General features: G+C 45.8%; 30 protein-coding genes. 16 read left to right on the top strand and 14 right to left on the bottom strand.

Features of this window, described 5'->3' with window-relative positions; genetic code table 11:
* Window positions 1–207 precede the first annotated feature (207 nt).
* Both IC571_RS02525 and IC571_RS02520 read left to right on the top strand, forming a co-directional pair.
* Window positions 208–549: a helix-turn-helix domain-containing protein gene (locus IC571_RS02525; protein WP_215317267.1), complete on the top strand. Its 342-nt coding sequence runs from the start codon at window positions 208–210 to the stop codon at window positions 547–549.
* Window positions 549–1,856 carry a type II toxin-antitoxin system HipA family toxin gene (locus tag IC571_RS02520; protein ID WP_215317266.1) on the top strand — a complete coding sequence of 436 codons (1,308 nt, stop codon included), beginning with the start codon at window positions 549–551 and terminating at the stop codon, window positions 1,854–1,856. Before IC571_RS02525 ends, IC571_RS02520 begins: the two co-directional genes overlap by 1 nt.
* A 29-nt stretch (window positions 1,857–1,885) precedes the next feature.
* On the opposite strand, the gene IC571_RS02515 is transcribed toward IC571_RS02520, so the two are convergent.
* The 8 genes from IC571_RS02515 to IC571_RS02480 all read right to left on the bottom strand — a co-directional run bounded on the left by IC571_RS02515 (window position 1,886) and on the right by IC571_RS02480 (window position 9,480).
* Window positions 1,886–2,653, bottom strand: coding sequence for a metallophosphoesterase (locus IC571_RS02515; RefSeq protein ID WP_215317265.1), 768 nt, complete (start codon window positions 2,651–2,653; stop codon window positions 1,886–1,888).
* Between the two features lie 97 nt (window positions 2,654–2,750).
* A complete protein-coding gene (locus IC571_RS02510) occupies window positions 2,751–4,838 on the bottom strand; it encodes a TonB-dependent receptor domain-containing protein (protein ID WP_215317264.1) in 2,088 nt (695 codons plus the stop codon).
* Between the two features lie 84 nt (window positions 4,839–4,922).
* Window positions 4,923–5,102: a hemin uptake protein HemP gene (hemP, locus tag IC571_RS02505; protein ID WP_215317263.1), complete on the bottom strand. Its 180-nt coding sequence runs from the start codon at window positions 5,100–5,102 to the stop codon at window positions 4,923–4,925.
* A 3-nt stretch (window positions 5,103–5,105) separates the two neighbouring features.
* Window positions 5,106–5,681, bottom strand: a complete 576-nt coding sequence (locus tag IC571_RS02500; protein WP_215317262.1) for an energy transducer TonB — start codon at window positions 5,679–5,681, stop codon at window positions 5,106–5,108.
* Window positions 5,682–5,849: 168 nt separating this feature from the next.
* Window positions 5,850–7,016 carry a class I SAM-dependent methyltransferase gene (locus IC571_RS02495; RefSeq protein WP_215317261.1) on the bottom strand — a complete coding sequence of 389 codons (1,167 nt, stop codon included), beginning with the start codon at window positions 7,014–7,016 and terminating at the stop codon, window positions 5,850–5,852.
* Complete coding sequence (locus IC571_RS02490; RefSeq protein ID WP_215317260.1) at window positions 7,016–7,870, bottom strand: pirin family protein; 855 nt, start codon at window positions 7,868–7,870, stop codon at window positions 7,016–7,018. Before IC571_RS02490 ends, IC571_RS02495 begins: the two co-directional genes overlap by 1 nt.
* 27 nt (window positions 7,871–7,897) lie before the next feature.
* Window positions 7,898–8,449: a carboxymuconolactone decarboxylase family protein gene (locus IC571_RS02485; protein ID WP_215317259.1), complete on the bottom strand. Its 552-nt coding sequence runs from the start codon at window positions 8,447–8,449 to the stop codon at window positions 7,898–7,900.
* Window positions 8,450–8,472: 23 nt separating this feature from the next.
* Window positions 8,473–9,480, bottom strand: coding sequence for a tripartite tricarboxylate transporter substrate binding protein (locus tag IC571_RS02480; RefSeq protein ID WP_215317258.1), 1,008 nt, complete (start codon window positions 9,478–9,480; stop codon window positions 8,473–8,475).
* An 86-nt stretch (window positions 9,481–9,566) separates the two neighbouring features.
* On the opposite strand from IC571_RS02480, the gene IC571_RS02475 reads away from it, so the two are divergent.
* The 7 genes from IC571_RS02475 (at window position 9,567) to IC571_RS02445 (ending at window position 15,931) form a co-directional block, all read left to right on the top strand.
* Window positions 9,567–10,337 (top strand): sulfurtransferase, encoded by a 771-nt coding sequence (locus IC571_RS02475; protein ID WP_215317257.1) that lies wholly within the window; start codon window positions 9,567–9,569, stop codon window positions 10,335–10,337.
* Between the two features lie 78 nt (window positions 10,338–10,415).
* Complete coding sequence (locus tag IC571_RS02470) at window positions 10,416–11,411, top strand: tripartite tricarboxylate transporter substrate binding protein (protein WP_215317256.1); 996 nt, start codon at window positions 10,416–10,418, stop codon at window positions 11,409–11,411.
* A gap of 74 nt (window positions 11,412–11,485) precedes the next feature.
* Window positions 11,486–12,859, top strand: a complete 1,374-nt coding sequence (locus IC571_RS02465) for an MmgE/PrpD family protein (RefSeq protein WP_215317255.1) — start codon at window positions 11,486–11,488, stop codon at window positions 12,857–12,859.
* 14 nt (window positions 12,860–12,873) lie between these two features.
* Window positions 12,874–13,851, top strand: coding sequence for a D-2-hydroxyacid dehydrogenase family protein (locus IC571_RS02460; RefSeq protein ID WP_215317254.1), 978 nt, complete (start codon window positions 12,874–12,876; stop codon window positions 13,849–13,851).
* Between the two features lie 75 nt (window positions 13,852–13,926).
* Window positions 13,927–14,415: a chromate transporter gene (locus IC571_RS02455; protein ID WP_251373482.1), complete on the top strand. Its 489-nt coding sequence runs from the start codon at window positions 13,927–13,929 to the stop codon at window positions 14,413–14,415.
* On the top strand, window positions 14,412–14,933 hold the full coding sequence (locus IC571_RS02450; RefSeq protein ID WP_215317252.1) for a chromate transporter: 522 nt from the start codon (window positions 14,412–14,414) through the stop codon (window positions 14,931–14,933). Before IC571_RS02455 ends, IC571_RS02450 begins: the two co-directional genes overlap by 4 nt.
* 11 nt (window positions 14,934–14,944) lie before the next feature.
* Window positions 14,945–15,931: a tripartite tricarboxylate transporter substrate binding protein gene (locus IC571_RS02445; protein ID WP_215317251.1), complete on the top strand. Its 987-nt coding sequence runs from the start codon at window positions 14,945–14,947 to the stop codon at window positions 15,929–15,931.
* Between the two features lie 43 nt (window positions 15,932–15,974).
* On the opposite strand, the gene crcB is transcribed toward IC571_RS02445, so the two are convergent.
* The 4 genes from crcB to IC571_RS02425 are packed head-to-tail and all read right to left on the bottom strand — an operon-like array spanning window position 15,975 to window position 17,523.
* Window positions 15,975–16,352, bottom strand: coding sequence for a fluoride efflux transporter CrcB (gene crcB / locus IC571_RS02440; protein ID WP_215317250.1), 378 nt, complete (start codon window positions 16,350–16,352; stop codon window positions 15,975–15,977).
* Between the two features lie 32 nt (window positions 16,353–16,384).
* Complete coding sequence (gene ygiD, locus IC571_RS02435; RefSeq protein ID WP_215317249.1) at window positions 16,385–17,164, bottom strand: 4,5-DOPA dioxygenase extradiol; 780 nt, start codon at window positions 17,162–17,164, stop codon at window positions 16,385–16,387.
* A gap of 9 nt (window positions 17,165–17,173) precedes the next feature.
* Window positions 17,174–17,311: a hypothetical protein gene (locus tag IC571_RS02430; protein ID WP_172793433.1), complete on the bottom strand. Its 138-nt coding sequence runs from the start codon at window positions 17,309–17,311 to the stop codon at window positions 17,174–17,176.
* A gap of 44 nt (window positions 17,312–17,355) precedes the next feature.
* Window positions 17,356–17,523: a hypothetical protein gene (locus IC571_RS02425; RefSeq protein WP_173955217.1), complete on the bottom strand. Its 168-nt coding sequence runs from the start codon at window positions 17,521–17,523 to the stop codon at window positions 17,356–17,358.
* Window positions 17,524–17,551: 28 nt separating this feature from the next.
* Between IC571_RS02425 and IC571_RS02420 the strand changes: the two genes are divergently transcribed.
* Together IC571_RS02420 and IC571_RS02415 are read left to right on the top strand one after the other, a co-directional pair.
* The gene (locus IC571_RS02420) at window positions 17,552–18,214 is read left to right on the top strand and encodes a site-2 protease family protein (protein WP_215317248.1); all 663 of its coding nucleotides are present in this window, start codon (window positions 17,552–17,554) and stop codon (window positions 18,212–18,214) included.
* An 88-nt stretch (window positions 18,215–18,302) separates the two neighbouring features.
* Window positions 18,303–18,755 carry a cytochrome c gene (locus IC571_RS02415; protein WP_215317247.1) on the top strand — a complete coding sequence of 151 codons (453 nt, stop codon included), beginning with the start codon at window positions 18,303–18,305 and terminating at the stop codon, window positions 18,753–18,755.
* A gap of 9 nt (window positions 18,756–18,764) precedes the next feature.
* On the opposite strand, the gene IC571_RS02410 is transcribed toward IC571_RS02415, so the two are convergent.
* Complete coding sequence (locus tag IC571_RS02410) at window positions 18,765–19,445, bottom strand: cytochrome b/b6 domain-containing protein (protein ID WP_215317246.1); 681 nt, start codon at window positions 19,443–19,445, stop codon at window positions 18,765–18,767.
* A 52-nt stretch (window positions 19,446–19,497) separates the two neighbouring features.
* Here IC571_RS02410 and IC571_RS02405 point away from each other — a divergent pair, with 52 nt between their 5' ends.
* Window positions 19,498–20,700: an MFS transporter gene (locus tag IC571_RS02405; protein WP_215317245.1), complete on the top strand. Its 1,203-nt coding sequence runs from the start codon at window positions 19,498–19,500 to the stop codon at window positions 20,698–20,700.
* Here the strand turns inward: IC571_RS02405 and IC571_RS02400 are convergent.
* Window positions 20,693–21,634, bottom strand: a complete 942-nt coding sequence (locus tag IC571_RS02400) for a 3-hydroxyacyl-CoA dehydrogenase family protein (RefSeq protein ID WP_215317244.1) — start codon at window positions 21,632–21,634, stop codon at window positions 20,693–20,695. The two genes, IC571_RS02405 and IC571_RS02400, sit on opposite strands and share 8 nt — an antisense overlap.
* Before the next feature lie 85 nt (window positions 21,635–21,719).
* On the opposite strand from IC571_RS02400, the gene IC571_RS02395 reads away from it, so the two are divergent.
* The 4 genes from IC571_RS02395 to IC571_RS02380 all read left to right on the top strand — a co-directional run bounded on the left by IC571_RS02395 (window position 21,720) and on the right by IC571_RS02380 (window position 26,669).
* Entirely contained in the window at window positions 21,720–22,649 is a 930-nt protein-coding gene (locus IC571_RS02395; protein ID WP_215317243.1) for a 2-hydroxyacid dehydrogenase, read from the top strand.
* Window positions 22,650–22,661: 12 nt separating this feature from the next.
* Window positions 22,662–23,588, top strand: coding sequence for a dihydrodipicolinate synthase family protein (locus IC571_RS02390; RefSeq protein WP_215317242.1), 927 nt, complete (start codon window positions 22,662–22,664; stop codon window positions 23,586–23,588).
* 31 nt (window positions 23,589–23,619) lie between these two features.
* Entirely contained in the window at window positions 23,620–24,570 is a 951-nt protein-coding gene (locus IC571_RS02385) for a TAXI family TRAP transporter solute-binding subunit (protein WP_215317241.1), read from the top strand.
* An 86-nt stretch (window positions 24,571–24,656) separates the two neighbouring features.
* Window positions 24,657–26,669 (top strand): TRAP transporter fused permease subunit, encoded by a 2,013-nt coding sequence (locus IC571_RS02380; protein ID WP_215317240.1) that lies wholly within the window; start codon window positions 24,657–24,659, stop codon window positions 26,667–26,669.
* The last annotated feature ends 43 nt before the right edge of the window (window positions 26,670–26,712 follow it).

The following is a 26,712-nucleotide window of genomic DNA, read 5'->3' as shown; positions in this document are numbered from 1 at the left end:
TTTCTAGATTTAGCAGTATCCAAATATGCTGGGGGTATTATTTGGGGCACTTAAGTTCGCCTGTATTTCTCCAACTTAAATCAATTAATGACTCATAAATAAGTCATTAATGCACTTAAGGACTTATTTATGAGTCATTTTTATTGACCAATGAGGCTTAAACAGGTATATTAGTGTCTCGTACTTAATGAACAGCATGAGGCAACTATGCGCGTAGATCAACAGCTAGCCCTAGCATCAAACCAACTTGGCCAATCCGCTGAAATAGCGCAATGCCTAGTTTCTTTACGCCTTGCCCGTCATGTTCGCCAAGGTGAGGCTGCAGTTCGTGCCGGCCTTGCTCGTGCAACTGCCCAACGCATTGAGAAAGGTGATCCCGGCGTTGCCATCGGTACACTACTGCGCTACTTAGATGCAATCGCCCCGGGCATGACCTTATTGCAACTCTTAAGCGGCAATGATCCCGCGATTATTGCCCTAGAGCGTCGCTCTCGCCCTCAACGCGTTCGTGACTTAAGCTCCGCTGAAATGAAAGCGCTTGATTTCTGATGGCAAGCCCCATTAAGAATCTATACGTCTTTTCCAATCTTGATGGGGAGTTTGTGCCAGCAGGGCAACTCCAATTAGATGAGGAAGGCTCAAGACTCGTTGCCTCTTCATTTGCTTATGGCTTGCGTTACTTAGACAGGAGTAACGCACAAGAAGTTGATCCTGTTGCCCTTAGCCTCAAGAATAAAAGCGAGCTCAAAGGCAAGCGACTCGTTCCACCAAATGGCCTAGAGGCTTTTGGTGGCATTCGGGATGCCGCACCTGATTCATGGGGAAGAAGAGTTATTGAAGCAAGACTAAAGGTGCCGGCCAATAGCCTTCCAGAGTCAACTTACCTGCTTGAGGCTGGCAGCGATCGTATTGGAGCCTTGGATATTCGCGCTTCATTAGATCAAGAGGTGCGCCCTGCCCATGAAAGTATTCACAACTTATCCTACATACTGGAAGGTGCGCAAAAGATTGAGGCTGGCTTGCCAGTTTCGGAAGCGCTATCCAGAATTTTGATTGTGGGTAGTGGCCTTGGGGGCATGCGCCCAAAGGCAAGTGTGCGCGATGATGAAAATATTTTATGGATGGCTAAGTTCCCAGGCAACAATGATGGGGCTTTAGATGTGCCAAGCATTGAATACGCCACCCTCAAACTTGCAGAGTTAGCCGGCCTCAATGTTGCTGAAACTCAATTAGAGCAAGTCGGCAAGAAAAAGGTGTTGATGGTTAAACGTTTTGATCGCTCTTGGGTTTCTTCAGCTCGTTCAGTAGAGATTCGTCATCATGTGGTTAGTGCACTCACCCTCGTCGCTTGCCACGAATCAGAGTCAAATACAAAAAGCTATATGGATATTGCAGATGCAATACGCAGATATTGCCTAGTTCAAACAGTCAAATCTGATATTGAAGAACTGTATGCGCGCATGATCTTTAATCTTTTTGTCAGTAATGATGATGATCATTTACGCAATCATGCATTCTTATGGAATCATGATCTCAAAGGCTGGAGCCTAAGCCCGCTCTATGATGTGATGCCCCATGCAGTCATCGCAAGCGAACGTTATCAACACCTCGGCGTTGGGCCTCAAGGCAAGCTAGCAACCCTAGACAATTCCTACGCCGCTAAAGAACGCTTTGGTCTATCTGCGCAACAAGCAAGCTCTATCATCAATCGCGTATGGGGAGTAACTAGACAATGGAAGACACACTTTGAAGACCTGGGAATTCCTGCAGATCAAATAGAAGGAATCTCTCAGGCCTTTAGGCACATTGACGATATTTGTAGTCCCGAATTAATCAAGGCTCTAGCCAAGGGCTAACGCTACATTAAAAAGACCTTACTAGGTAACTAAATTTCAACAATCAAAGCTGGATTGAATTCTGGGTTTTCTGCATTGTTAGATCGAACATAGCCGCGAGGGTTGCAAACCACCCTTGTGCCATTAACTTCATAATCGCAAGAATCATGCGTATGCCCATGAATCCAAAGAGACACCCGCCCAAAGAGGTGTGCCAAATCCGAGGAAAAGCAGGCAGAGAGCAGATCACGTTTGTAGCGCTCCGCAACTGAATACATTGAAGGTAGATGGTGGGTGACCACCACCGTCTTGCCATTAAACGGCCTCTCCAGCTCCTGTTGGAGCCAAGCCAATGATTTTTCATGCAATTGGATGGATTTTTTCGGGGAAAAATTTCTTCCACCATCACGTATTCTCCTGAAGTCATTCAGGTAAAGCTCGCCATACGATAAGCACTTGGATTTTAGATCTTCACCAAATAATAAAAAGTCGGTCCATAACGTAGATCCCAAGAAGCGGATGGATGTCTTGGTTTTAGGGTCTTGTAATTCCAACACATCGTCATCTAGAAAATGAATTCCATACCCTATGGATACGCTCCTCATCTTCTCAATTACATGGCAGCGCTGAGAACCATAGAACTCATGATTCCCAGCTACATAAATGATCTCTTGGTTCGGAAACGACTTTCTAGCCCAGGCTATGCCGTCAGAACCAAGTCCAATATCACCGGCCAGGACAATAACATCCGCTGAATTTAATGTGGGAGAAAAGTCGGCAAACTCTAAATGTAAATCACTCAGTACATGAATTTTCATAATTTAGATAAGCTGCAATGATGAACTTTATACTGAGATTTAGTGTATTAAACAAATTAACCATGCCCCATAAGGGGCATTAGATTTTCTTGAGCCCTCAATTAAATTGATAACTCATGCCCGCTTGAAAGTTCAGCGGTGCACCAGGAAAAATACCATCGGGACTTCGGCTGGCAATATATCTTTTATCAAAAAGATTATTCACCACACCAAATACTTTCCAGTCTCTACTGATTTCGTAATTCACGCTCCAATTTACGGTAGTAAATGCTGGCACCTCACCAATAGTGCCAATTGCATTTTGCGCAACGGTATTTGCAGCATCAGCATATTGACTCGAGATGTAATTTAACGATAGCAAAGTATTAAATCCATTCTTTTGATAATTCACCCCAAAATTAGAGGTCAACTCTGGCGTGTATGGAATCCGTTTTCCATCTTTACCTAAAGAATTCGTTCCAACAAACCGCGCAACCGGAATATAGGTCGCGTTGGCATTGATACTCCAACCCCCGCCAACCTCATACCCCAGAGATAATTCAGCGCCCTGATGGAGGCTCTGACCACCATTAGCCTTGGATATCCCAGAGGCAAGGCTCTGGTTAACGATTTGATTGCTGAAATCCATGCTAAAAACTGCGGAGTCATATGAAAAACCTCCAGATCGACCCCTCAGCCCAAGCTCCATATTGGTTGAGCGTTCAGGCGAAAGCTGCTGATCCACTCCTTTGTCATCGATAGCGGTAGCTAACTGCGCAGGAGCAAAACCTTTGTATATGCTGGTATAGATTTGCGCCTCAGGATACAGTTGCCAAGTAACGCCAAGCTGTGGAACTGTTTCTACATTCTTTGTGCTACCACTTTTATTGGTGAGTACATTCGAACGATTTTGGTTATAACTCTCCACCCGAATACCAGGAATAATTGCGAAGTCTGGAGTAATCAAGAATCGATTTTGAGCATACAAGGCAATCGAATTCGCCTTATTCTCTTCATGCAAGGTCAAACGGCCTGAGTGCGCCAAGGTTTGAGATGTCACCAGCTGGTTTGACTGCGACTCTGTATGCAGCCGAACTCCTAATTCCGCCTCATTGGAGATTCCAAGCGCTTTATACCCATGAGCAAGGCGAGAGTCTAGGCCTAACATTTGAAACTCCCGATTTCGGCCTGCTTGGCAATCGGCGCCTACATTACAAGACTTAAATACCGTTGCATCTTGATTGCGATCTAGAATCGACTGCCTCCAATAATCTCGATCTAACTTACTCCAATACATCAATGTATTGATCTTGGTATCAGAATCAATTTCAAGTGAATGGTTAATATCCACAGAATTTCGCTGAGTGATAAATCGATCATTCGGCGCAGGGTTTATGCCAGCGTTTGCAACATACTGATTAGGGCGTAGTCCCACATAGGAGGTATTGATGTTGTTATCGTAGTGGGTGTACTTCAGACTCAACCACTGATTCTGATCAATTTGCAGACCTCCTTTAAGGAGAATGTCATACATCTTGAATCCATTATTTTGATAGCCATTTGATTCAGATTGAATGACATTAATGCCGCCGATTGCCCCATTGGTATCAGATTTTCCTCCGGCTTCTAGCTCTGCGAGTCGATATCCAAAGTTGCCAACTTTGCCAGTCAATTTAACGCCAGATGCTGGGGTTTTACTAAGGTAATTAATAACACCACCGATATTGGAAGGGCCATACTGAAGCCCAGATGCACCCTTCATTACCTCAATACTGCTAATCCGATCAATTGGTGGGCTGTAGTAAGAGGCGTTCGAGATAAATAAACTTGGCTGAATTGGTGCCCCATCCTCCAAAAGTAATACCTTAGAGCTTCGACTGGGGTTCAGACCGCGAAGCCCGATGTTCGGAATCGAGCCTAAACCGCCCTCATCCCCTCTGACGTTTACACCTGGAACGGTTCTTAGAGCATCCTGAAGTGATGGCGCCTGCAGTATTTCAAGTTGCTTCTCTGAAATAACATCAACTGTGCCAGGAATCTTATGCGCCGCACTTTCCTCCCTGCCAACAATATCGATCCTCGGTAATTCTGCATCACGCGCTTTTGCAATTCCTGAAAAAATACTTCCATAAAGTAATGCAACAGACGATAGCCAAATGATCTTATTACGATCGCCATGGGATCCCCCAATAAGCTGATGTTTCATATACAACCTCCAGTGACATTAGTAAAAAATCGCTGGCTATGTGCATATGAAAATGCTGTTGCTGGCTAATATATTGTGTGTAAATTATTTAGTCAGAATGAGTTTCCTTAACTTCGTGATTCGGAGCTGGTATAGCTGACCATCATGCACAATCAAAATTTGATTCTGCTTACCCAGCAATGCACTGCTGGAAATGATTTTGGGCGACTCCAAAGTCGCAGCACTCACCTTGTCTTCAAAGTCGGGGTGGCAAATATCAACCATGCATCAACCCTCTAAAGTAAAGCGAACCGGAAAACGGAAACACCCCTCAAAGCTAGTATCAAGTAAATTGGATGAGGCAGAAAAACGCCATTTTGATAATGCACTTAAGGCGGAGTGATCTAGGCTTGGATATCCAGAACTTTGTTGAACGTGCGCTTTTTCAACCTCGCCGGCAGAGTCAATACATAGCCTCACCATAACCTGACCCTCCTCTCTTAGACGTCTGCTTGAAATAGGGTAATGAGGCTTCGGGCCATCAATTTTTGCAGGGCTAAGCTTTTCCGCAGTCACAGCATCAAACCCAATAGACTTGAGGGTCGACTCGCTATTTATATCCGCCAAGTTTTGATCATTTGATATTTCAGGGATATGCGCCCTAGCTCCAGCGGAAGCGTGTTTGATTTGAGTGCTTGGCTTAATCTGATGCAAATCCACCAACATGGGTCCTGTAATTAACCCAAAATCTACTGCCACCCTTTTTTGCATATCTAAAAAGAGCATGCCCATCAAAAACAAAGTGTGAAAGAAGGTGACAAGAAGAACTACAAAGTAATTTTGATTTTGTGAACAGCGGTACAAATTTAAGCCTCAAACAAATCCATCATGAATTACAAGAGATTTGCTATAGCGCTACACATATCTCCGCAAAGACCGCTTCAATATCAGCAGTTGAAATGATTTTATGAATGGACTTAAGAATTAACAACCATGAGATGAATGAGGATAGAAGTCATAGGGATATTTTTATCACTTTATTCCTAGACGCCATAGGCTGGTGATCTCTTTAGATCTTGCTGCATACAAAGCATCTGTTTGATCAAATGCTTTTGGATGGTGCGGCTTAGTATCTTGGCGTGCGAGCACTTTTAATCCAGCCACCTCTATCCAGTCCAATAGTTCTTCTCGAGTGCGTAAACCAAGATGCTCAGCCAAATCTGAAAGTATTAACCAAGCCTCACCATCAGGCAGAAGATGTTCTTTTAAACCCGATAGAAAACCTTTGAGCATCTGACTACCAGGGTCATATACCGCATGCTCTAAAGAGGAACTAGGCCTAGCAGGCAACCAGGGGGGATTACAAACAATCAGCGCGGCTCTACCCTCAGGAAATAAATTGGTTTTCTGAATCTTTACTTGCTTGTTTAGGTGGAGTCTATCGATATTTTCGTGTGCGCAAGCAATTGCCCGATCATCTTGATCCGTTCCAATAATGCTTTGAATTTCTCGTATAGCTAACACTATCGATAAAACACCAGTACCCACTCCAATATCAAACGCCGTAGAGCTTTGTATAAGCGCTTTTGGTAGTGGCGCCTTCAGGACTAACTCAATGTATTCACCGCGAATTGGAGAGAATACGCCATAGTGCGGGTGAATTCGGATCTCCTCATCATCTCTAGCGAGAATAGGAACGCCCTTCTTGCGCCACTCATGAGCACTAATAACACCCAAGAGCTCTCGTAAAGAAATGATGTAAGACTGTGTTTGGGGTCCATAAGCCTCGAGACAGGCCCGAGTGACATCTGGCGCCCTTCGGAGTGAAATGGAGTGATCTGCCTCAATCTGAATCAACAACATCCCTAAAATACGCGCCCGTTGGGATTGCGACAAACGATATAGATTAAAAAGGTCTAGGGACGTTTTGGATGGCACCCCTTCATCTTTAGAATTTTTACTTGCTCTCTTCGATTTTTTGGAGGGTTTATCTACTCTGCGCGCAAGAGCTTGTAGCAACTGTCTGGCATTTTGAAAATCACCTCGATACAAAATTGCCGTGCCCTCACAGGCTAGGCGATATGCTACATCTGCAGTTAAGGTATCGTCACCAAGCTGAATTTTTTGATGGGGCGCTATGCCGTTTTCAGAATGCCACTTCGCGGAGCGCTGTTGCCCGCCTTCTTCCCATTGAATCATCAAGAAACTACAAAGCGATTGTTTTGGTAATCATCAATAGCTTTCTCAATCTCAGCGCGGGTATTCATGACAAAGGGGCCGTATTGCACAATCGGCTCATGCAAAGGCAAAGCAGCCAGAACAATAAAGTGCGCGCCTTCAATCCCCGCCTTCACCTGGAGCCGGTCACCTTCGCCCAACACAATCGCAGCCTGCTTTGGTGCAGATTTCAAAGGGCTCCCGACTTCTAGACCTCCTTCATAAACATACACAAAGGCATTGAGCTCTTTTGGAAGTGGGTACTTAAACTCCGCATTTGTAGGTAAATGCACATCCAAAAATACAGGTGCAGTACTAATTCCATGTATTGGCCCAACAATGCTTTGTCCGCCATGTTGATAGGTGCCAGCAATGACTTTCACGGAGCTACCATCCTCAAGTGATACTTTGGGGATATTTTCTTCTTGAATGTCTTGATAGCCTGCTGGCTTCATCTTCTCTTTGGCCGGCAAGTTAATCCACAGCTGGAAGCCTCGCATAGCACCACTCACCTGCTGGGGCATCTCCGAATGAATAATGCCGCGCCCTGCTGTCATCCACTGCACGCCACCAGTTTTAAGGTGGCCTTGATTGCCCAAATGATCTTCATGAAGCATGTGACCTTCAAGCATGTATGTCACTGTTTCAAAGCCACGATGTGGATGCGGCGGAAAGCCAGCAACATAATCATTGGGGTCGTTTGACGAAAACTCATCCAACATCAAGAATGGGTCTAATCGAACTTGCTGCTGACCGCCCAAACTACGACGCAACTTCACCCCCGCACCATCTGAGGTAGCGATACCCGGAATTACTGTTTGAATATTGCGGATCATGATCTGAATTTCTTCTGAATGCTTCAGTTAAGCAGGTGGATGATCTTCTGGATTGACATCCAAAGCAATTAAGAAGCGTGAGACCATGTTGTATGCAGCAATCACCGTCACCAACTCTACGGTATCGGTGCTGCCTAATGCTTTTTGTAAACGCTTCATTAACTCAGGATCAACCTTGATGTTGCGCGTCATCTGGAATGTCAGATCTGCCGCGTCATTCTCAACCTGGGTAAACAGATTCTTTGGAAAATTGGCTTGCCCAATTAAGCGCAGTGCCTGCACTTGCTCTTCTGTACCGCCCGCTTTCTTGAAAGGAGGTGCATGATGAAAAAATTCATATTCAGCGCCATTCAGAACAGCCACACCACACATCGCCAACTCACGTAGCTTCGGATCCAGCGATAGGTTATTGCGGATCTCACCAATGAAATGATTCCAACCTTCGGCAATAGGTACGCTATGCAACAACATGCGATCCAAATTGATAAATTGACCACCACGTCGCTTACGAATCGCAGCCACTAAATCGGCTGGTTCAGCCAAATCCATAGGCTGATAAGGAATTAAACGCTCTGACATAAATACCTTTATTAAGTTAACTCTTATTGAGCTGTTTCTTTAATATTATTTTCAATAACAAACTTACCCCAAATCGCGATTTGCTTGCCAATGAAATCACGCAATGTCTCTGGGCTACCGCCGACCACTTCAATGCCTTGAGCCTTGAATTTTGCAGCCACAGCAGGATTTTTAAGTGCCTTATTTAAAGCCTTATTCATTGCATCAATGACTGCTGGCGGTGTTTTACCTGGCCCAAGAACTGCCCACCAAGCCGGCGCACTAAACCCAGGGAAGCCACTCTCAGAAATCGTTGGTACGTTTGGCAATGCAGGAGAGCGTTTCGCAGTAGTAATAACCAAAGGAATGACGCCACCGCTTTCAATATGAGGTTTCACCAAGAACTCTGATCCCACAGCCAACTCTACTTGACCGCCCAATACGTCTTGCATCAATGGGCCGCCGCCACGATAAGGGATATGGTTCCAATCAAATCCAGCCTGCTTGGCTAAACGCGCCATTGCTAGGTGGCCAAGGCTGCCAATGCCAATAGAGCCATAACTAAATTTTTTACCAGCCTTAGATTGATCCACCAACTGCTTGAAACTCGTGATACCTGAATTTTTACTGGCCACCAACACCATTGGCGAAGTGCCAACCAAAATAACTGGAGCGATATCTTTAATCGTATCGTAGGGAAGTTTTTCTTTAAGACTGGGGTTAACGCCGTGGGTATCAAACACTACTGCGAAAGTGTAACCATCAGGATCTGAACGGGTCATTGCAGAGGTGCCGATGACACCAGATGCGCCGCCGACGTTTTCCACAATCACATTCTGCTTTAACTCTGATTGCAAGGCAGGAGCCAAGATGCGAGCCACCTGATCAACTGAGCCGCCCGGAGGAAATACCGCAATTAAGCGAATCGGTTTTTGTGTAGGCCAAGCACCAGATGGCTGAGCAAAGGCCACGGTGCTGGCCCCCAATGCAAATAACGCAAACGTGGCCATCTTCTGCAAGGCTCTAAAGCCCAATTTGGCTATCAGCTTCATGAATTTGTCTCCTATTGTGAATGCTGGAAGATTACCACCCATTGGGGCTATTTGCTCGATAATGGCACTGTTACCAAAAGAAGCCTATGAAATCGATCCTTAATATTGCCGCCTATTTATTCGTCAGCCTAGATGCGCTTCCTGAACTGCGCGCAAAGATGCTAGATGAGTGCAATGCGCGTGAGCTCAGAGGGACGATTTTATTGACCGGTGAAGGCATCAATATGTTTTTAGCTGGCAAGCCAGAGGCACTTCGCGGATTTTTAGACTGGCTTCGTACTGACCCTCGTTTTGCCCCACTTGAGGCAAAAGAGAGCTGGTCAGATGAACAGCCTTTCAAAAAAATGCTCATCAAGCTGAAGAATGAAATTATTCGCATGAATCACCCCACCATTCAGCCAGAGAAAGGTCGTGCGAATTTCATCTCTCCCAAAAAATTACAAGAATGGTTAGATCGCGGCACAGATGATCTTGGCAGACCTGTTGTGATGGTTGATACCCGCAACGCATTCGAAGTGGACTACGGCACATTTGAAAATGCTTTGCACTTCAACATTGAAAAATTTACCGAGTTTCCTGCCGCTATTTCTGCGCACAAAGATGAATTAGCGGATAAAACATTGGTGAGTTTTTGTACTGGCGGAATCCGCTGCGAAAAGTCTGGGCTTTATATGCGCGAAATTGGTATGAAGCACAGCTACCAACTGGAGGGCGGCATTCTCAAGTATTTTGAAGAAGTGGGTTCCGCCCACTATCAAGGCAGTTGCTTTGTTTTTGACACACGTGAGGCCCTAGAACCCAATCTTGACTCAATCCCCCTGGATCGCTCCACTCGCAAAAACATCAAAACTAGCTAAAACACCAAAATCAGCCATAAATAGTAAAATAGATAGGCTTTACAAAAACTATTAAATAACAAAATCTAGGCCTGAGACATGTCTAAAACTCTTTATCGGCAACAGCCGATTTTTTTATCTTTTTTATTTGCCTGTTTAGCTTTATTACTGAGCCTAAACAGCTATGCACAAACCCCTGCATACCCAACTAAACCCATTAAGCTGATTGCACCTGTAGCTGCCGGCGGTGGACTCGATAATATCGCCCGAGCGGTTGCCGAAAAACTCTCACGCTCAATCGGCCAACCCGTCATTGTTGAGAATATGGGTGGCGGCGGTGGCGCAATCGCCTCACAAGCAACAGCAAAAGCACCAGCAGATGGTTACACGCTCATGGTTGCTTATGTAGGTACCCACGGAACTAATCCAGCAGTGCGTCGCCTACCTTACGATGCTATCAAAGATTTCACACCAATTGGCATGATTGGAGCCACACCAAATGTGCTAATCATTAATCCAGAATTACCAATCAAAAACTTTAAAGAGTTTGTGGACTATGCCAAAAAGAATCCGGCCAAACTGAGCTATGGATCCGCAGGTCCTGGCACCTTAACGCATCTTGGCATGGAACAACTGAAACTCGCTGCTGGTATTTTTATGGTGCACGTTCCTTATCGAGGCGTTGGTCCTGCATACACAGATTTATTGGCTGGGCAAACGCAAGCGATGTTTCCAACCCTGTTTGCCGCCCTGCCCTACATCACCACCAATCGCGTTCGCGGTCTAGCTGTTACTGGCGCCAAGCGTAGCACTGCCGCACCGAATATTCCGACCTTTAAGGAACTGGGATTTAATGGCTTTGATGGCCAACAGTGGTACGGCATCGTAGGTCCTGCAAACTTACCTCCCGCAGTGGTTGCAAAACTCAATACTGAGCTCAATAAGGTACTTGCTAGTCCAGACTTTTCGGAAAAAATGACGAGTGAAGCCATGACGCTCATGCCGATGACGCCACCTCAGTTTGCTAACTACATCAAAGAAGATATTGCGCGTTGGGCCAAAGTTGCCAAAGATCGCCATATCGAAATTGAATAACTTCATACATCGAATTAACCACTAATCTTCGCTTATTTACCCATTTACTTATTTATCCATTTATAGGAAATCATATGTCTCACGCTATTGCCGCAGCCGCCGATCTCAATGCGCCACCAGTCACTAAAACGCTTGCTCAGTTTGTTCAATCCCATCCAACCCAAGGTTGGTCACCTGAAGTCGATCATGAAGCTCACCGCACATTTTTGAATTGGCTTGGATGCGCAATTGGCGCCGCCAACCATGAGAGCGTAGAGTCTTCATTAGCAGCCGTTCGTGAATTCCAGCCCGCCCCTCAAGCCAGCATCTTGGGTCGCAAAGATAAAGTGGATATGGGTGGCGCAGCATTGATCAACGGCATTAGCTCTCACACATTTGACTTTGACGACACCCACCTGAAGACTGTGATTCATCCTGCGGGCCCTGTCGCCTCTGCCATCTTGGCGCTAGGCGAACACATTGGTGCAAATGGTCGCCAGATCATCGATTCATTAGTTCTCGGTATTGATGTTGCCTGCCGTGTAGGCAATGCCATGTATCCAGATCACTACCATCGTGGCTGGCACATCACTGGCTCTACTGGAACTCTCGGCTCTGCAGCAGCATGCTCCCGCTTAATGGGTTTGGATTTACAAAAAACCACTATGGCATTGGGCATCGCCGCTTCACAACCCGTGGGAATGCGTGAACAATTTGGCACGATGACGAAACCTTTCCATCCAGGTGGCGCTGCACGTGCAGGACAGCTTTCTGCTTTATTGGCAAAACATGGCTTCACTGCGAGTCCAAAAGCACTTGAGGCAGGTCGTGGTTATATGCAAACGGTTTCTACCAAGTGTGACTGGTCAGAAATTGATCGCGAGCTAGGTAAATCATTTGAGATTTCACTAAACACCTACAAACCATTTGCTTGTGGCATTGTGATTCACCCTGCGATTGATGCTTGCGCACAATTGCGCGCTCAAGGCGTTAAAGCAGAAGATGTTGAACGCATCGAATTGCGTGCTCACCCACTCGTATTAGAGCTTACTGGCAAAAAGACGCCGAAGGATGGACTCGAAGGTAAATTTAGTGTCTACCATGGTTGCGCTGTTGGCCTTATCTTTGGTCAAGCGGGCGAAGGTGAGTACGCTGACGACATCGTCAATCGCGCTGATGTTGTGGCATTACGCGCCAAAGTGAATGCAACTACAGATACCTCCATCAGCGAAGCATCTGTAGATGTGAAAGCCTTCTTGAAGAACGGCAAAGAAGTTCATATTTTTGTGAAGAATGCAATTGGCTCCTTGGAAAACCCAATGAGCGATGTCAATCTTGAACAAAAATTTACCAGCCTCGCAGAGCCTGTCATTGGCAAAGAAAAAACTCGTCAACTAATCTCTGCTTTGTGGAAATTAGGCCAAGCTAGCGACCTCAAACAGATCATCAGCCTTTGCACACCAGATTAATTTAGAAAGCATTTATGAGCTCATTGCCTAATATCGTCATTCTTGGAGACTACGAACGCGCATTGCGTCGTTTCTCGAATTGGGAAAAATTAGATAAACAAGCTAACCTCACTTTTCATCATGATCCTTTGCGTGATGAGGCTCTTTATGAGGTTGTAAAAGATGCTGATGTTATTGCAATCGTTCGCGATCGTGCGCCATTAAATGAAGCTATGATCGCGCGTTTGCCGAAGTTAAAATTTCTGATGTTTACAGGGGAACGCAACGGCACTCTGGATGCAGCCGCTCTAGTAGCACGCAATATTCCGATTGCTTGCTCTCCAGGCGGCCCTTCCAAAGACACCACAGCCGAACTCACATGGGCATTGATTTTGGGCGCATCCAAGCGCCTCATTGAAGAAAATAAACTCATCGCCTCTGGTGGTTGGCGTGATCAACTATCCGTTCTTCCCATGCTTGCAGGCGAACGACTCGGCATTATGGGCTTGGGGGCTATTGGTAGCCGCGTTGCCCGTGTTGGCGCCGCATTTGGCATGGAGGTTGTAGCCTGGAGTCCCCGCATGACTCCAGAACGTGCTGCAGCTGAGAACGCCAAGTCGGTTAGTCTAGATGAGCTACTCTCCACATCTAAAGTGGTATCCATGCACTTAGTGGCGGGGCCTGGCACCAAGGGAATCATTAGCGCAAATCAATTAGCCTTAATGCGCCCTGATTCAATTTTAGTAAATACCTCTCGTTCAGCCCTCATTAATATGAGTGACTTACAAAAAGCATTGGCTGCTGGTAGGCCAGGTCAGGCGGCGATTGATGTTTTTGATATTGAACCTCTTCCCGAAAAAGATCCGTTACGCAATACCCCAAACCTCTTAGTGACACCACACCTAGGATTTATTGCAGAACCTATTTTTGAAGCTTTTGCTAAAGGCATTACTGAGACACTAGAAGCTTGGTTGAATCAAAAACCACTTCCACATCCTTACAAGCCAAGCTAGAGCCCAAATAGAGTCGAAGTCATTTTGAAAACACTAACGCCTCTCGAGCTGTTTATAAGCTTTAGCAAAATCGGCATGTCTGGTTTTGGCGGAGTGTTACCTTGGGCCAGAAGAACGCTGGTTGAGCGCGACAAGATTCTGACTTCTGAAGAATTTAGCGCCATTCTTGGCATCTGCCAGATCGTGCCTGGGCCCAATATCGTTAATCTCGCCGTTTGCGTTGGATCTCGCTTTGGAGGCGCACGCGGAGCGATTGCTAGTGTGCTTGGCCTAACTCTAGGCCCTATCTCAATAGTGATGCTATTGGCAGTTTTATACGAGCACTACAGCTATCTTGAAACCGTTAAAGGCTTGCTCCGCGGAATTTCTGCTGTGGGGGTTGGTTTGATTGCATCCACTGGATTCAAAATGCTCAAGGATGAGTTTCGTTTTCCAGTAATGCTATTGGTAGTTGCATTGACGATGATCACTGCCAGCTATTTCCATCTGGGCTTAGGATGGGTAGTGCTCATTTCCTCTCCACTAGCATTAGCTCTCGCTTGGAAAAAGGCTGCTCGAGAATGAGCATCCTACTAAGTCTTTTCTTAAAACTCTCTGCATTCTCATTGATTGCTTTTGGGGGCGTGAACGCGCTACTGCCGGTACTTCTCAATTTGGCCGTCAACCAAGAACATTGGATCGATTTGCAAACATTCTCGGACTACTTTGCGATTGCACAAGCGGCACCTGGGCCCAACTTCATGACAGTCACCTTATTGGGCTGGCATATCTACGGGGTCATTGGCGGTCTCATTGCAACTCTGGCCATTTCATGGCCATCATCCATTCTGATCTACTATCTTCAGCGCCTAATTCTGGGCATTAATAATCCCCATCACAAGAAATCAATTCAGTATGCAGCTGCCGCATTAGCAATTGGCTTAGTGCTCTCTTCCGCCCTACAAATTGCTTTGCAAATCAATCAAAGTCTTGCGGCCTATCTCTTGACGCTTGGCACAATTGCCATTACCTTGTTCACAAGATGGCACCCCTTATATCTCATTGCACTTGGAGCCCTACTCGGCATTCTGGGATTTATTTAAAGAAAGTAAATATGAATCTACTAAAACCCATTCGATCATTAGCGCTGACACTACTCGGAGTTGTGACGCTCGCAACACCAACTGTCTTTGCCCAATCAAACTACCCCAATAAGCCGATTAACTTTATCGTGCCTTACGGTGCAGGCGGAGGGTCAGATGCTCGCAGTCGTCAAATTGCACAGAAGATGAGCGTCATTCTCAAACAGCCAATCATTGTCGATAACAAACCAGGTGCAGGTGGCAATATCGGCACTGAGTTTATTGCGCGATCCGCTCCAGATGGCTACACCATTGGCATGGGCAACTTCGCACCGATGTCTGTTAATAAAACTTTGTTTGGCAATCTTCGCTACGACCCAGAAACGGATTTACTTCCGATTGTGTTGATTGAAAAAGGTCCACTAGTGCTAGTTGTGAATCCAAGCTCGCCATACAAAACCGTTAAGGAAATTGTAGATGCAGCAAAAGCGAAGCCCGGTGTATTGACCTATTCATCTGGGGGCATTGGCGGCAGCCATCAGTTGTCAGCGGAACTATTCAAACAGAGCGCTGGCATTGACATGATCCACGTTCCCTATAAAAGCGGTTCAGCAGGCTTAACAGATCTCATGGCAGGCAATGTCACCATGATGTTTGACCAAATGTACTCAGCGATGCCGAGCATTAAGGGCGATAAGTTGCGTGCAATTGCCATCACCAGCAAAAAACGCTCACCGCTTCTGCCGAATGTACCCACATTTGCTGAAGCGGGCTATCCAAAAGTAGAGGTGTTGAACTGGCAAGGCTTGATTGCGCCCAAGGGGACGCCTAAGGCCATCATTGATAAGCTCAATGCTGCTGCCAATGAAGCGCTGAAAGATCCTCAACTAAGAGAGCTAATGATGTCACAAGGCAACGAAATTGGTGGTGGCACACCAGCAGACTTTGCGGCACTGATCAAATCAGAATCTGCGAAGTGGAGCACCGTTGTCAAAACAGCGAACATCAAACCCGAATAAACAGTTTGACCTATTCAGTCAGGGGGCTCATAAGCCCCCTTTTTTATTTCAATGCCTGATAGGTCAGAATACCCAAAAAGGTTAATACCAAGGAGCCGACGAGGTGCAGCATGGCTGTACCCAAGGCCCAGGTAAATTCGCCACGCTGAATAAAGCCAACTACCTCTGCAGAGAAACTGGAAAAGGTTGTCAGGCCACCTAAGAAACCAGTAATCACCAGTAATTTCCATTCTGGTGATAGTTGCGGATTATTGCCAAAGTAAGCAACTGCCAATCCCACTAAATAGCCGCCTACCATATTAGAGAGCAAGGTTCCCAAAGGAATAATCGAGGCAGCGCCAACAGTCAGAAAATTAAATCCCGCTCTGAGTAAAGCGCCAAAACCGGCACCAAAAAATATTGCAAAAATTGACAGCCACATAATTTATTGTCGCGTTTTATCGTCGCTTATCTTTATTGAACAGAGAAACCCAACATACTGATAGAACTCATTTCAATTCCATCGACATAGATCGATGCACGCTCATCCTCATGTTGCAAGGCTAAGGTATATAAAGCCGGCCAATAATGTTCTGGTGTAGGAATAGAAAGATGCGCTGCCTCGCCATACCTCTCCCATTCTATTAATGGCTGATGATGCTTAGCATCCATTTGAGCAGCAAAGAATTCATTAAAGTCTTTAGCCCACGGATATGGCTGCGCATTATCTTGCCAGTGAATCGTACGTAGGTTATGCACTACGTTACCACTTGAAAGAATCAGAATATTCTCGTCGCGCAAAGGCTTGAGCTGCTTGGCCAAATCGTAATGCTCTCGCGCCGACATTGACCCATCAAGGCTTAGCTGTACAACGGGTACATCCGCATTGGGATATAGATATTTCAGTACTGACCAAGCACCGTGATCAATGCCCCACTCATTCTCTTCAAGAACAACGGGAACACTTAGTAACTCTTTGACGCGGTCAGCGAGAGCGGGACTTCCTGGCGCAGGATATTGAATATCAAAAAGCGCTTGGGGGAATCCGCCAAAATCATGAATCGTTTTTGGCTTTGCCATTGCGGTAACCCAAGTTCCTCGAGTTACCCAATGCGCAGAGATGACTAAGATGGCATCAGGCCGCTTGAGCGATTTACCTAATGCAGTCCAAGCCGCTGTATAGCGGTTGGGCTCAATGGCATACATCGGACTGCCATGGCCAGCAAAAATTGCAGGTTGGCGATGGCTAGTCATTCAGTTTAATTAACCGAATACGTAACCAGTATGAGCAGCTACCAATGCAAACAAAATCGCCAAGCTAGTTGCAGCAGCCAACATCACGATCAAAGTAATGATCTTTTTGTTAACTTCTTCTTTAGATTCGTTATGCCATTCGTTCATGCTAAATCCTCTGTAAACACATTAATAATGAATGCAATTATCCACTATCGACCGCGGCCGGCCTTACGCATCATGCCTTTTCCGCCACCAAAGCCAGCCTGAGGCCTTCCAGCAGGGCCAGATGGGCCCTTAGGGGCTGGAGGGCGGGCTGGCGGCTTTGCAGCAACCGGTTTTGCGGGGGTCTTGGGGTCAGATTTCTTATCGTCAGTCACTTTAAGCTCCTATGGATATCATATTGCCATGATTACTGACTATTCTATCCAAGCTGTCGCAATTAATGCGATTCCCTTGATTTTTGCCATCACCATCCATGAGGCAGCCCATGGCTACGCCGCCCGTAGATTTGGAGACAACACTGCCTATATGTTGGGGCGGGTTAGCCTCAATCCCGCCAAGCACATTGATCCCGTTGGCACCATCTTGATTCCATTGGCATTAATTTTGGCGGGCTCCCCCTTCTTGGTTGGTTATGCCAAACCTGTGCCCGTCAATTTCGGTCGCCTGCGCAACCCCAGAATCGATTCCATTTGGGTTGCCATAGCGGGACCAGGCTCCAACTTTATTCAAGCCTTGATTTGGGCGATCTTGTTGATTCTGCTTGTTGGCCTAGGGATCGATGAAAAGTTTTTTATTGCCATGGCGCAAGCAGGCATCCTCTGGAATTTAGGTTTGCTCGTATTCAATCTCTTCCCTATCCCACCACTAGATGGCGGAAGGATTCTTTCTGGCTTATTGCCAACCAGACAATCGATCGCATTTGGCAAGTTGGAGCCATGGGGATTTTTTATTGTCTTAGGCCTCGTTTTCACAGGCATCATCGGCGGACTTTGGATGGATCCCTTGATGGCATTTTTTAAGGGCGTCCTCTACTTACTTACCTACCCCCTGCAAATGCTGTTTTAAGCAGGCTCAGCAAAACCCAATAATCTGGAGTATGCTGATTTCACAGTAGGCGGTCTCCATTCACAACATAACGCATAAGAGGTTCTCCATGAAACTGCAGAAACTAGTATTCATTAGCTCAGCTACGATTCTTGCAATAGGCGCAGGCACAGCAATTGCTCAATTTAAAAACTCAGAAGATGCCATCAAATATCGTCAAAGCGCATTTACTGTAATGGCGAATTCCTTTGGAAAAATTGGTGCCGTTGTTAAAGGTGAGGCACCTTACAACAAAGATGAAGTTGCAAAAAATGCTGCGGTTGTTGCAACACTATCGACTTTACCATGGCAAGCTTTTGGTCCTGGCACCGAAGGTGGTAAAGCACAAGCTGATATTTGGTCTGATAACGCGAAGTTCAAAGCTGCTTCAGAGAAGATGCAACTTGCTGTTGCCAACCTCAATACCGCTGCACAGTCTGGCGATTTGGAAAGCATCAAGAAAGCATTTGGTGCAGCGGGCGCAAGCTGCAAAAACTGCCATGATGATTTCAAGAAAAAATAAGGTGCTTTCTTAACGCGTAATGAAGTAACCCACAGTAATGGCAATTAGGCTTAAGAGCAATAAAGCCAAACCCCGTTGCAAAGCTCCATCCTTGGAGCCATGACCCAAGTCAGAAGGCAAATAACTTGCTTCCTCGCTTGGGTCAATTTCTTTATCGCCCGTAATCATCGGCTTGATTAAGTTTTCACCTTTGAATCTCTTGTAATACCAAATGGCCAGAACATGGATCGTGATCAAAACATAGATCACCACTTGATTGCCTTCATGTATTTCAGACAAGAACGATACAACAGCATTCGGAACGTATTTTGCTAACGGCCCCTGAAATGCGATTTCATCATCTACAAATAATCCAGTAAGCACCTGCACACACAAAACAAATAGCAAGGCAAAAACGGATAAAGCCCCAATCGGGTTGTGTCCTAAAAAGCGCGGAGATTTACCTTGCAGATAATTGAGGATTGATTGGCGATTAGGAATAAAAGAAGCGAAGCGTGCATGTCTTGAACCAACAAAACCCCAAATCAATCTAAAGACCAACAGAGTCAAAATGCAATAGCCGAAGTAAGCATGTAACTCGACCGCACCGTCAAACAAATGAATGCTCACCAGGCTTCCAATAATGCAAGCCACTAGCAACCAGTGAAACAGGCGAATTGGCAAATCCCAAACACGAACGATTTTCTTCATAAGACAAGGATAAATCAGATAAACCAGAAATTCCCTTAAACTCATTAAAAATATGAGTCCAAGCAAAGCATTTAAAACCCTGCTGATTTACCGTGTCGGCGCCACCCTGAGTTATCAAATTACGATGGTGGCAGTTGGATGGCATCTTTATGAAATTACCCACAGCGTCATTTCGCTCGGACTTATCGGACTTGCGGAACTAGTGCCCTACTTTGCTTTGGCACTCTATTCTGGTCATGCAGTAGATCATTACTCACGCAAAGTAATCTCCGCGATCGCTGCCATCATTCATGTCCTCGTTGCATTATTTTTATGTGCGATTGCATTAGATTGGTTATCCCCGCCTGTACCGCTGATCTATACGGCAGTCGGTTTTGTTGGTATTGCTCGAGCATTATTGCGCCCTTCCTACCAAGCCTTATTTGGTCAAATCATTCCACGTGAACAACTCACCAAATACATGGCATACGGAAACGCCTCTTTCCAAATCTGTGTAGTGGCTGGCCCTGGTTTAGGCGGCCTGATGATTGGTTTTACCAATCTCACCTGGACTTATGCTTTGGCAGCCTTTTGCGGACTTATTAGTCTTTATGGCGTTACTTTGATCAAAGCCCATAGGGAAAAATCAGCACAATCTACGCACTTTCTTAAAAGCTTTATGCAGGGTTTTGATTACGTCAGAAAACATGAACTCATATTAAGCACGATGGCATTGGATATGTTTGCAGTGCTATTTGGCGGCGCAGTATCAATTCTTCCGGCATTTGTTAGCGAAGTTCTCCATGCGGGCCCTGAAGTTCTTGGTATTTTGCGTGCCGCGCCTGCCGCAGGATCCGTACTCATGGGGATTTATCTTGCTAGCCGCCCCATTCTGAATGACTCAGGAAAGTATTTACTGCTATCGGTCGCGGGATTTGGAATTTCTATTATTGGGTTTGGCTTATCTACCCATTTGTGGGTATGTGCATTTTTTCTATTTGCTTCAGGTTGCTGTGATTCAGTTTCCGTAGTGATACGAAGCAGCATTGTGCAACTCACAACGCCTGACAATATGCGCGGTCGTATTAGCGCAATCAATGGAATTTTTATCGGATCATCTAATGAGTTGGGCGCCCTCGAGTCTGGCATTGCAGCCAGCCTCTTGGGTTTAGTGCCCTCCATTATTTTTGGTGGTGTTGCAACTCTAGCGGTTGTGTTAATCACTTATAAACTTGCGCCAAATTTGCACAAGTTTCATATTCGTGACATCACTTAATTTTTGGCAATTCTTTCTGAATGATTTTTAAGCCCTCACGCAAGGCAGTTTGATAACGCTCACGCTCCGCCTTAATTGATTCAGAAGTCCAAGAATAAAAACCCTCTCCGGTCTTCATGCCAAACTTTCCGCTTTCAACCCGATCACTTAAGCACTTCGCAATCGTCGACGAATTATTTAAGGTGGGATAAATCGTAGCGCCACCAGCCGCATGTATTTCAAGACCGGCATGATCGCGCTGCATAGCTGGGCCTGCCGCGATATAACGGAAACCAAAACCATAACGAACCGCTTTATCAATATCTTCTGGCGTGCAGATCCCAGCATCCACCATGGCAAATGCTTCGCGCGATAAAGCATGCTGTAAACGGTTAGCCAAAAATCCAGGCAAATCTTTTTTCACGGTGACCGGAACCATGCCACACGCCGTCATTAAGCGGGTCAGACTATCACCCACCATTGGGGATGTTTTTGAGCCATAAATAACTTCGACACAAGGAATTAAGTGTGCTGGCATAAAAAAGTGTAAGCCAATCATGCGTGCTGGTGTTTTTAAACCTTCGGCAATTTCACTAATCGGGAAGCTCGTGCTATTACTTGCTAGCACTGCTTCTGGTTTCGCGTATTTCTCTAATTTTGCAAATAATTCACGCTTGATATCCAAGCGCTCAGGCACACACTCAATGACTAAATCAATATCAGACCAATCCACTTCTTCAAGAGTTCCTGCAACTGATAGCAAATGAATGCGATTCTCGTAACCCAGTTCAGTCATGGTGTTGACAAAATAATCTGGCAATAAAGCACGACGCTCTGTTGTGGGCTCAACCACCTGAACAGCGCAACCGCCACGAGCACAAACTGCCGCGACATCGGCGCCCATCGTCCCACCTCCCACAACGACCACTTTGGTTTCTGCTGGGGTAAATAACATGAATGTTCTCCTAGAGAGGCTTAGGCCTCTTTTTAAAATTCCTCATACAATGGACTCATTATTCCAATAAAAATTTGAGACAACCATGATTCCCGTCAATTCGGTGTTACAGGTCGGCTTTTTCCCTGAAATTATGCAAGCGGAAATTGATCATCGCTTTACCCCCACTCGACATGCTGACCCTTCTGCCCCGCCACCACCAGGTAATTTTGAAGCCATCCTGGTTCGCTCCAACACCAAGCTGCCTGAGGCTTTGGTTAAACAAATCCCGACTATTCGCTTGGTTTCTACCTGTGGTGTGGGTTATGACAATCTCCCACTGGACTATCTGAAGTCAAAAGGTATTAAAGCCACCAATACCCCAGGCGTTCTCAACGATGCTGTCTGTGAGCTCGCTATTGGCATGATGCTAAGTCTGATGCGTCGCATTCCTGAATCTCAAGAACACGTTAAAAGTGGTGCTTGGGCAAAAGGGCTCTTCCAGTTAACCACCACCCTTGCTGGCAAACGGGTTGGCATTGTGGGCATGGGTCGCATTGGCCAGGATCTGGCGAGTCGCTTAGAGCCTTTTAAGGTTGAGATTGCCTACTCTGGGCCCAACTCCAAGCCTGTGCCATACACCTATTACCCCAATATCAAAGACTTAGCTAAAGCTTGCGATATCGTCTTCCTGGCCTGTCCCGCAACACCAGAGACTGATAATCTAGTGAATGCAGGGGTTCTAGAGGCGCTTGGACCAAGCTCGTATTTAATCAATATTGCGCGAGGCAGCGTCGTTAATGAGTCTGATCTTTTATATGCACTGCAACATAAAAAGATTGCCGGTGCAGCACTAGATGTCTTTAATAATGAGCCAAATCCAAACCCCGAGTTTCTAAAACTTGATAATGTCTTATTAACACCCCATATCGGCAGTGCCACCTCAGAAACACGGGTAGCAATGACCAAATTAGCAGTAGATAATTTAGAGGCTTTCTTTAAACAACAACCACTTCTATCTGAAGTTCATTATTAAATCGGAGTCAGCATGCCCCTTACCTTGCATCCTTCTACATTGCCAGCAGTACTCTCACCAGTACTCACACCATTTAAGGCTGATGGCAACCCAGATGCCCAAAAATTACTGAAGCAATGCAAATGGCTTGAATCGAATGGCGTTGGCCAAGCAGTCTTTGGCACAAACTCTGAAGCGAATTCGATGTCGGCTCCACAGAAAATGAGCACGCTCACAGCGCTAGTGGAAGGCGGTTTAAATCCTGCACACATGATGCCTGGTACCGGCGCGACTTCCATGGACGCCACCGTAACCATGACACGTCATGCCGTAAATCACAAATGCGCAGGCGTATTAATGTTGCCTCCGTTCTACTACAAAGATGTCACCGATGACGGTCTCTTTGCTTATTTTTCTGAGGTAATTCAGAAAGTGGGTAGCGATGCACTTCAGGTATATATCTACAACATCCCGCCTGTTACAAAGATCAATCTCAGCCTTTCTTTACTTGAGCGCTTAACAAAAGAGTATCCAAAAACAGTGGTAGGTATGAAGGATAGTTCTGGAGATTGGGCTTACACTGAATCTGTGATCAAGCTATTAGCGCCTTCTGGCTTCCGTGTTTATGCTGGTAGTGAAGTATTCCTCATGCGCACTCTACGTGCCGGTGGTGTAGGCTGCATTTCCGCAACAGCAAACGTGAATCCACAGGCTATCGCCGATCTCGCAGCTCACTGGAGAGAATCCAATGCAGATGAACGTCAAGCAGGCTTAGATAAGGTACGTAGTGTATTTGCTAAATATCAGATGATTGCTGGCATGAAAACTGCTGTTGCACATTTCAGCAATGACCCTGAGTGGTTACGCGTTCGCCCACCACTCATGCAACTCACCAGCGAGCAACAGGCGCAATTAATTAGCGAATTAAAGCAAATTAACTTCAGCATGCCTGGTCTTTAATCTAGTTATCATCGTTATCGGAGACATTAATATGAAATTATTAAAAGTCATTGCGCTCTCATTTAGTTTTTTATGGGTGAGCGCTCAAGCACAAAATATTTCCATCGCTACTGGTGGAACTGGTGGCGTTTACTACCCTATGGGTGGCGGCCTAGCCTCAGTACTCTCCAGCAAAGTTCCTGGAATGTCAGCAACTGCTGAAGTAACCGGCGGCTCTGTAGACAATCTTAACCTTATCGGCAGCGGGAAACCTTATGTTGGCTTCTCTATGGCAGACGCTGCTAAAGATGCTCAGGTCGGTGAAGGCAAATTCAATGGCAAGAAGGTAGACCTCAGAACTTTAGTGGTTCTATATCCAAACTTGATGCATGTTGTGACAGTAGATTCCACTGGCATTAAATCCATGAAAGACCTCAAAGGAAAACGCATTAGCACTGGCGCTCCTGGTAGCGCAACAGAAGTAATGGCGTTTCGCCTACTTGAAGCGGCTGGCCTGGATAAAGATAAAGATGTGAAGCGCGAGCGTCTTAGTGTTGCTGAGTCTGTAAACGCTGTTAAAGATCGCAAGATTGATGCCTTCTTTTGGGTTGGTGGACTACCTACTGCAGCGGTAACCGATCTTGCCAACACTCCTGGTACCAAGATCGTGATGATTGATACCAATGCAGAAGTTGCCGCCATGAACAAAAAATATGGCAATCTTTACTTTGATGCCACCATTCCAAAGGCAACCTATAGTGGCATGCCTAAGGACAATAAGGTCGCTGCTGTTGCGAATATCTTAGTGGTCAATGCGAATATGCCAGATGATCAGGCATACAAAATTACCAAGGCCATTTTTGACAATAAGCTGGATCTGGTTCGTACTCACCAGGAATATATGAATGTGAGTCTTGATAATCAGAAAGCAAAAGCGTCGCCAGTCGACTTCCATCCAGGCGCTCTAAAGTACTACAAAGAAAAGAACGTCAAAGTAAACTAACAAGTAACAAGGGGTGAGTTAATCTCGCCCCTTTTGATTTACAGCAGTGCATTAAGACACAATTAATATAAATAATAGGTTGAGACATGAATCAAAACGTCATCGATAACGAGACCCAAGAAAAATTAGACGCATTTATCAAGCAAGAAGAAGGTGACTCTAATGACTACAAAGGTTTATTAGCCAAATTCATCACCTTGGTTGCGGTCGGTATGTCTCTTTTCCACCTATATGCCGCATATTCCATCGTACCTACCCAACAATTACGGGTCATCCACGTTGCGCTGGTATTGTTCTTGGTCTTTTTGAGTTTCCCCATCGCAGCTCGCTTCAAAAATCGCTTAATGCCTTGGGATATTGTGTTTGCAATCGGGTCTATTGCGATTTCGTATTACATACTCAGTGGTGGCGATGATTTCATGGATCGTAATACTGCGCCTAATCCAACCGATGTCATGGTGGGAATTGCATTAATCTTGCTCATCTTGGAAAGTGTGCGACGGACGAACGGAATGATCTTGGTTAGCGTCACGATCTTGTTCTTGCTTTATGCACTTTTTGGCAATTACTTGCCAGCGCCATGGACCCATAAAGGCTATGATCTCGATCGACTCGTGGGTTATATGTATATGACGCTAGAAGGCATCTATGGAACAGCTGTAGACGTTTCCGCAACGCTGATTATTCTCTTCACTATTTTTGGCGCCTTCCTTCAGTTCACTGGCGCAGGTAAATTTTTTATCGACTTCTCATTTGCGGCCATGGGCGGCAAATCCTCAGGCGTTGGCAGAACCATCGTGATGTCCTCCTTCTTGTTAGGTGGCCCATCTGGGTCTGGCGTTGCTACTACAGTAACCGTCGGCTCGGTTGCCGCACCGATGTTAGAAAAAGTAGGTTACGAGAAAAATGCCGCTGGAGGTCTGCTAGCTGCCGGTGGACTAGGCGCAATTATTTCACCACCCGTATTGGGTGCGGCAGCATTCTTGATTGCAGACTTCCTCAAGATCTCCTATCTAGATGTTCTATTAATGGCTACCATTCCGACCATCTTGTTCTATCTAGGTTTGTTTGTGATGGTAGAAATTGATGTGCGCAAATATGGAATGAAGAGCATTCATTTTGAATCTGTTGAAACCGCATGGCAGTTGACTAAAAAATATTGGTTTCACTTCTTCTCACTGATTTCCATTGTCGTATTTATGTTGCTGGGCTTCTCTCCAGTAATGGCTGTATTTTGGGCAACCGTTGTGTCCGCCCTGTCCAGCATGTTGCGTGAGGATACTGCCATCATTCCATGGTCATGGTTTAAAGGAAAAGAGCCAATTCTTTCTGGACTCTATAACTCCAATCTCACTAAGGCGCTAGCCTCAGGCTCTACTGGTGTTCTCGCGATTGCAGCGACTTGTGCTGGTGCAGGACTAATTGTTGGAACAGTCACCCTGACTGGCCTTGGCCTGAAATTTAGCTCCATCGTAATCCAGTATGCGGGCGGTTCTTTGCTTCTCACTACCATCTTTACTGCACTAGTTGTTTGGGTTGTGGGACTGGCAGTGCCTGTAACTGCTTCTTACATCATCTGCGCAGTGATTGCAGCTCCCGCCCTCATTAATTTGGGTGTGCCTGCATTTGCAGCTCATATGTTTATCTTCTACTACGCAGTATTGTCTGAGGTATCACCTCCGACTGCACTATCACCATTCGCAGCTGCGGCAATCTGCAAGGGCAATCCATATAAGACCACTCTACAAACTTGGAAATATGTTGCCCCCGCAATCTTGGTTCCTTTTATGTTTGTTTTAGACAAGTCTGGGGTAAGCCTACTTTTAATGGGCTCTACTGACGCCCTAGAAAAAGCGGATTGGGCACAGATTAGCTGGGTTTCGTTTACTGCGGTCGTTGGCATCATCTGCCTAGCTGGCGGTCTACAAGGTTGGTTTATTGAAAAAACCAAAGTGTTTGAGCGCGTCATTATGGTGGCCTCTGGTGTGGCACTCGCTTACCCATCTACTGAAGCAGACTTGGTAGGATTTATTGGTTTTGGTTTGGTACTCGCTACTCAAATCATTCGACATTTCAAGCTACGGCCTAAATCCGCATAAATTGATTGCTCAATAAAAACTAAAGCCCGCGACTAAAAAAATC

Source organism: Polynucleobacter sp. MWH-UH2A (assembly GCF_018687195.1).
Taxonomy (GTDB): domain Bacteria; phylum Pseudomonadota; class Gammaproteobacteria; order Burkholderiales; family Burkholderiaceae; genus Polynucleobacter.
This window is presented reverse-complemented; position numbering and strand designations above follow the sequence as displayed.